This is a genomic window from Phaeodactylibacter xiamenensis, from assembly GCF_000759025.1.
In the GTDB taxonomy this organism is placed as follows: Bacteria; Bacteroidota; Bacteroidia; order Chitinophagales; family Saprospiraceae; genus Phaeodactylibacter; species Phaeodactylibacter xiamenensis.
In genome coordinates this window covers 1-5245 of record NZ_JPOS01000126.1, presented here as the reverse complement: position 1 = coordinate 5245, position 5245 = coordinate 1, and the positions used below count along the sequence as shown (strand labels likewise).

At 39.2% G+C, this 5245-nt stretch carries 7 protein-coding genes; 5 read left to right on the top strand and 2 right to left on the bottom strand.

The window, feature by feature from the left end:
• Positions 1-1384, bottom strand: a 1384-nt coding sequence (gene tnpC / locus IX84_RS30140) for an IS66 family transposase (protein WP_052516532.1), incomplete at its 3' end; no start/stop codon positions are given.
• A 228-nt stretch (positions 1385-1612) separates the two neighbouring features.
• On the opposite strand from tnpC, the gene IX84_RS30135 reads away from it, so the two are divergent.
• The 3 genes from IX84_RS30135 to IX84_RS30125 are packed head-to-tail and all read left to right on the top strand — an operon-like array spanning position 1613 to position 2858.
• Positions 1613-1867 (top strand): DUF4160 domain-containing protein, encoded by a 255-nt coding sequence (locus IX84_RS30135; RefSeq protein WP_238578360.1) that lies wholly within the window; start codon positions 1613-1615, stop codon positions 1865-1867.
• 5 nt (positions 1868-1872) lie between these two features.
• A complete protein-coding gene (locus tag IX84_RS34035; protein WP_202965316.1) occupies positions 1873-2397 on the top strand; it encodes a helix-turn-helix domain-containing protein in 525 nt (174 codons plus the stop codon).
• Positions 2398-2402: 5 nt separating this feature from the next.
• Positions 2403-2858 carry an SWIM zinc finger family protein gene (locus IX84_RS30125; protein ID WP_044230296.1) on the top strand — a complete coding sequence of 152 codons (456 nt, stop codon included), beginning with the start codon at positions 2403-2405 and terminating at the stop codon, positions 2856-2858.
• Positions 2859-2943: 85 nt separating this feature from the next.
• Here the strand turns inward: IX84_RS30125 and IX84_RS30120 are convergent, their stop codons facing one another.
• Positions 2944-3822 carry a DNA adenine methylase gene (locus IX84_RS30120; RefSeq protein ID WP_044230294.1) on the bottom strand — a complete coding sequence of 293 codons (879 nt, stop codon included), beginning with the start codon at positions 3820-3822 and terminating at the stop codon, positions 2944-2946.
• Between the two features lie 85 nt (positions 3823-3907).
• Between IX84_RS30120 and IX84_RS30115 the strand changes: the two genes are divergently transcribed.
• Entirely contained in the window at positions 3908-4162 is a 255-nt protein-coding gene (locus IX84_RS30115) for a helix-turn-helix domain-containing protein (RefSeq protein ID WP_044230293.1), read from the top strand.
• Complete coding sequence (locus IX84_RS31770; protein ID WP_052516530.1) at positions 4146-5135, top strand: DUF7687 domain-containing protein; 990 nt, start codon at positions 4146-4148, stop codon at positions 5133-5135. The genes IX84_RS30115 and IX84_RS31770 overlap by 17 nt, the downstream gene beginning before the upstream one ends.
• The last annotated feature ends 110 nt before the right edge of the window (positions 5136-5245 follow it).

Genomic DNA, 5245 nt, shown 5'->3' with positions numbered 1-5245 from the left:
TAGTGGCTGTCGATAAGAAAGCCCTGATACGCAAGAAGCGGTTGCCAGTCTCTATGCTGTGAAAGAAACCGGATATTTTCATTTTCACTTTTAGCATCCTTATGTCCCGCTCCGCCCTGTTGTTGTCAAAAGGGACCCGGAAGTCGTACAGAAAACGGAGCACCTCGCTGGCATATTCTTTTAAGGCCATAAGGAGGTTGTGGGTTTTGGTTTGCTTAGGCGGCCCTTTTGTGCCATCCCCATTTACAGCAGGGTGCAGTTTTAGCCCCTGTTGTACCCAGGTCATGTATCGTTGGCGGTACTGTGCGCAGTGGCTGGAAGAAAACGCATCTTTGCCCTTCGCTTTTGCCCGTTTTACTGCTTTATTGATGTTTTTGAGCAGTTCCTGCAGTTGCCGGGCCCAGTAATCATTATGCTCGTCAATGACGGCTTGTAAGTTGCGCAGTAAATGGGCATTGCACAGGCTATGCTGGCAGTCATAGCCGAAGTAGTTAGCGTAGCGGTCATGCACTGCAATGCCTTTAAAACCTGGCAAGATGCCCATTTCGTCCATCGTAGCATAGCCCCGCTTTCCAAGAAAGAAGTAAGTATGGGCGCTGCCGCTGGCCACATGGGCATAAGCCTGCCCTTGCGCGCGCACGCCTGTTTCGTCAAAGCCTGCTACCTCCTCTTGTTGAAAGCGCCTTATTATTTGTTCGCTGAAGCTGTCCAGTTGGCAGCAAGCCTCTGAAAGCATATTGTCTAGCGTCCCTTCGCTTATTGGCTGCCCTAAAAAATCGGACAGCAGTTCTGCCGTGCGTCCGTAAGGCAGCAATTGGTATGACATGCAGTAGCTGGCAAATGTCCGCAGGTTGGGGCCGTACACCGCATTATTCGTAGCTTCGGCGGGGAAGAGCCCCTGCGTGCGCACCCCACAGCAGGAACAGCTGGCGCGGTGTGCACGGTGCTCTGTGACTTGTATCTCAATTGGGGGGATATCGAAGACCTGACGGCGGTCAAACCCCAAGCTTGGCTGCCCCGATAAATCTGCGCCGCAACCAGAGCAAGCCTTTGGGTAATGATCCTCAATCTTCGCCTCGGCGCTGGGCACCATCTTCAAAGTAGTGCCCTTATGCCCTGGCTGTCCACCGGGTTTCCTGCCTTTCTTACTTTTTTGGGTTGTTGTGCGTGACTTCGTAGGGCCATCACTGCTCGGCGGTCGAGAACTGTTCCGGCTGTTTTGGTTGAGCTGGGCTTCCAGTTCTTTGATGCGCTGCTCTAATGTCCGGATCGTTTCGTCGCGCTGGGATATGGTTTCTTGCTGCATAGAAATAATAACCCTGACCACCTGGCTAATGTCAGGCGGCAGCTTGGATAGTAGGTTATTCAGTGCAGACGGTTCCATGGGATTAAATATCGTATTTTATTTTAACTTTGTCTAAAGCGGCTGAATGTTTACAATGAAAAGGCCGCTGCAGTCAGCAAAAGCCAGGCTTCGCCAGTTTCGCCTTTTGCTGCCTGCGCTAGTATTGGTGAAATCAAACAAAAAGAGTAGATTTAGAATCCCAGCCTGCGTGTAGCCGGGCCGTTGTGTGCAATTAGAAGTTGACTATTTAGTAAACAAATCTTATCTTTGGCAATAGAAACTATTCAAATGCCAACAATCCACATAATTGATTCCATTAAGATAATGATCTATTATGATGATCATATCCCACCCCATTTTCATGCTAATTATTCTGAATATGAAGAAGTCTTTTTGATTGAAACTTTAGAAACTTATGCTGGGAGACTACCAAATAAGCAACGAAAGAAAGTGCTAAAATGGGCAGGAGACCATAAAGACTTTTTATGGGGTAAGTGGAATCAGTTTAATCCAAATTCTTAATGATTATGAAAGGCTTAAGAAGTATTCCAAAAATTTTGAAGATCAATAATATTAGTGGTTACAAAGTCTCTTTGTTATTTAATAATGGAGAGTCTAGAATTATAGATTTCGAGAAATTATTCAGAGAAGTTTTTAAACTTAAGGAGGGTAAGACGGGATTTGAACTATTGAATGATGTGGAAAAGTTTAGACAGATCAAGATAATCAATAACTCTATTGGTTGGGAAAATATCGGAACCTATGGGAAAGATATCAATGGGAATGATGTTTTTTACCCATATGATTTAGACCCGATTGTTTTATACAAAAATAGTGTCTCGGACGATGAGAGAAATATCGTTGTCGGAATGATGATAAAACATGCACGTAAAGAAATTGGATTAACCCAAGAAGAACTAGCCAAGAAAAGCGGGACTAGCAAACATTACATATCAAGAATAGAGAATAATAAGTCAGACATTGAATTAATGACCTTGAAAAAAATCGTAGAAGCTGGATTGGGCAGGACACTTAATATTCAGATCAATTAGGAAGTATGAATATCAATAATTTTGAAAAGCTGATTGAACCCAAAATCATTGCTAGAGGATTCGATTATTACGAACAAGAGCATATCCGATCTTTTGAACAAATGGAAGAGGGTGAATTTTCAGCATTAATAATTGGGACTGATACTTACTCGATCTTCATAAAATTGGATACAGATAAAGAGATATTGGATCATTCTTGTACCTGTCCTTATGATTGGGGAGAATATTGTAAACATAAAGTAGCTGTTTTATACAGGATAAAAGATGGTAAAGGTCATTTACAAGAACCTGAAACCGATAATAATTTCTCGATTTTAAAGGATGAGATCGAAAACTGTGATAACAAAAAATTTAAAGATCTGATTTTGTATATGGCTAAAAGAGATCGAAAGTTTAGAAGTGAATTGTTCTGGGAATTTGGACATGAAGATGATTATCTAATGGAAGATGAGTATTTTTAATGGAGAAATGCACACAACATAGTGCAGCCGACAATACTCCGCTGCGCTGCGTACTGCGGCTGCACAACCCGTTCTTCGCCATTTTTTAAACAGAATAATTAAGCAAAAGTCGATCTGAAACGAGTTCGGATTCTAATGATTGACCTTCCATTTGAAATCTTCTTAGCATTGACCTTCCAACACTTACGAATATTTCTTCCTCAAATACATTTTCAGGAATTGGTAAATCACATAAATAGTTCCCCGATTTCTTTTTACCGTCAATACTTAGAGCAACTTTAACACCTTTATTTTTGGCTTCTTTGATCTTTTCAAAAAGTTCAGATAATTTAAAGTCTTGAGCACCATATAATATGCTTTGACTATGACTGTAAGGAGGATCACAATAAATAAGGTCGCCTTCCTTAGCCATATCAAAAGCATCTTTGTAGTCTATATTAAGAAAGGCAACATTTCTAAGCCTTAAATTCCATTCTTTAACCCTTTTACTAAATGTTTTGACGGATATAGGGGTATGGACCCCGCATGGAGTACTCATATAACCATCTGATTTTCGGAATCGAATTATTCCACCGTAGCATGACCTAGTAAGATAAAGAAAGTCTGCCCCATTATGATTAGCATTAAAAGAAGCTTTTATGTCCTCATAAACAGTTTTCTTATCTTCTTTTTCTAATCTATTCCTTCGTACGGCATACCATTCAATTAGTTCATTTGGATTAGACTGTAATTTTTTCCAGATATCCATTAAAGGTTTGAATGCATCTGAGCCAACACCATTTCGAGGTGATACAGTGGCAATAACAGCTCCACTTCCAATAAAAGGTTCATAGAAGGTATTAAATTTAACAGGAAAAAATTTCGCAATTTCACCTGCAAACCTCTGTTTATTTCCTACCCATTTTAATAATTGGGATTTAGGAGGTATATAAGTTGCGAACTTGTTATCTAATGATAGCTGCATGGCTTAAATTTTTATGCAAGATAAAGCAAAGTGTGCTAATATCCTAATATGGTATATCCTGAATTAGGATTTACTTTTGTTAGCAATGGATAAGAGCTTACATAGCAAAGAGCATAAGATACTGCTTAAGACTTTATACAGTTTAAGAGTTGGTGTCGGCATGAGACAAATTGATCTTGCAAGTAAGCTTAATGTTCCTCAATCATTTATCAGCAAAATGGAAAATGGAGAACGAAGAATAGACATAATCGAATTAAAAAAAATTGTCGAAGCTTTAGGTATCTCCCTAACAGAGTTCATCAAGGAATTTGAAAAAAGATTATATGAAGGCGAATCCTAATTTTACTAATCTACCATTAGAGTTTTGGGCTAATATTAAATACCTATCAAATCAAAAGGGGTATAGTGACTCATTACCAAGAGGATTAAAACTAAAGGATAACATAACTGTACCTCCTGAAATAAAGAAGATTAAAGAGTTTTTGGCCAAAAAGAAAACGGCTATTCCTCAAGTGAAAGCCTTTACCTATCAGGAAATAATTGACTTTTTTAAATCGGAATCGTTTAATACTGATTTTGTGATGAAAAAGGATGGGAAGCCTACAGAGATGTGTTTAAAAATGGAATCATACCTTCAATATCGAGCCGATGTGTTAAATAATGAGGTTGAAGGGAATCTGATGGATTTCAGTGTAGCCGAACAAGAATTCAATCGTTTAAAAGAAGCAATCAAGCCAACTATTCCTTTTCCAATGAACAAACAAAAAGGTAATAAGAAGGTTATTGCATATTTTACGTCAATCATCAATATGCTTATTGAACAAGGTCTAAGGGGAACTGATTTTGATCATGACCCAAGAAAGCTGGCGATGTTTACTGAGAACAATTATCCATCTAGAATCTTGTCAAGAACAGTTGATGGAGCTTACCCTAGTATAGTTGATCCAATTGCATTATGGGAAATTAAAGAATACTATTTTACAACCTCATTTGGTAGTAGAGTTGCCGATGGAGTATATGAATCTCTTCTAGATGGAATGGAATTAAAAGAAGTTGAATCTAATCTTGGCAAAAAAGTGGGGCATTATCTTTTTGTTGATGCATATTATACTTGGTGGATTCAAGGGAAATCTTACTTGTGTAGGATGATAGATATGTTGCATATGGGGATAATTACAGAAATTATTATAGGAAAAGAGGTTACTTCAAGATTACCAATTTTAGTAAAAGAATGGGTCAAAAAAAGAAAGCTTAAGCAGTTGGATTTTCCATTAGGTATGGCCGCAGAGCCCAAAAAGAAGTATAGAAATTAAGTTGAACAAACGGCGAAGAACACAGTGCAGCCGACAATGCTTCGCTGCGCTACGCACTGCGGCTGCACAACCCGTTATGGGGTACCGCATCAGAATTGGCATTCTATGGA

What these genes read in the sequence shown, in the direction of transcription:
- IX84_RS31770 (WP_052516530.1), top strand. Translation starts at nt 4,146, where the DNA reads ATGAAGGCGAATCCTAATTTTACTAATCTACCATTAGAGTTTTGGGCT.
- IX84_RS30115 (WP_044230293.1), top strand. Translation starts at nt 3,908, where the DNA reads ATGGATAAGAGCTTACATAGCAAAGAGCATAAGATACTGCTTAAGACT.
- IX84_RS30125 (WP_044230296.1), top strand. Translation starts at nt 2,403, where the DNA reads ATGAATATCAATAATTTTGAAAAGCTGATTGAACCCAAAATCATTGCT.
- IX84_RS34035 (WP_202965316.1), top strand. Translation starts at nt 1,873, where the DNA reads ATGAAAGGCTTAAGAAGTATTCCAAAAATTTTGAAGATCAATAATATT.
- IX84_RS30120 (WP_044230294.1), bottom strand. Translation starts at nt 3,822, where the DNA reads ATGCAGCTATCATTAGATAACAAGTTCGCAACTTATATACCTCCTAAA.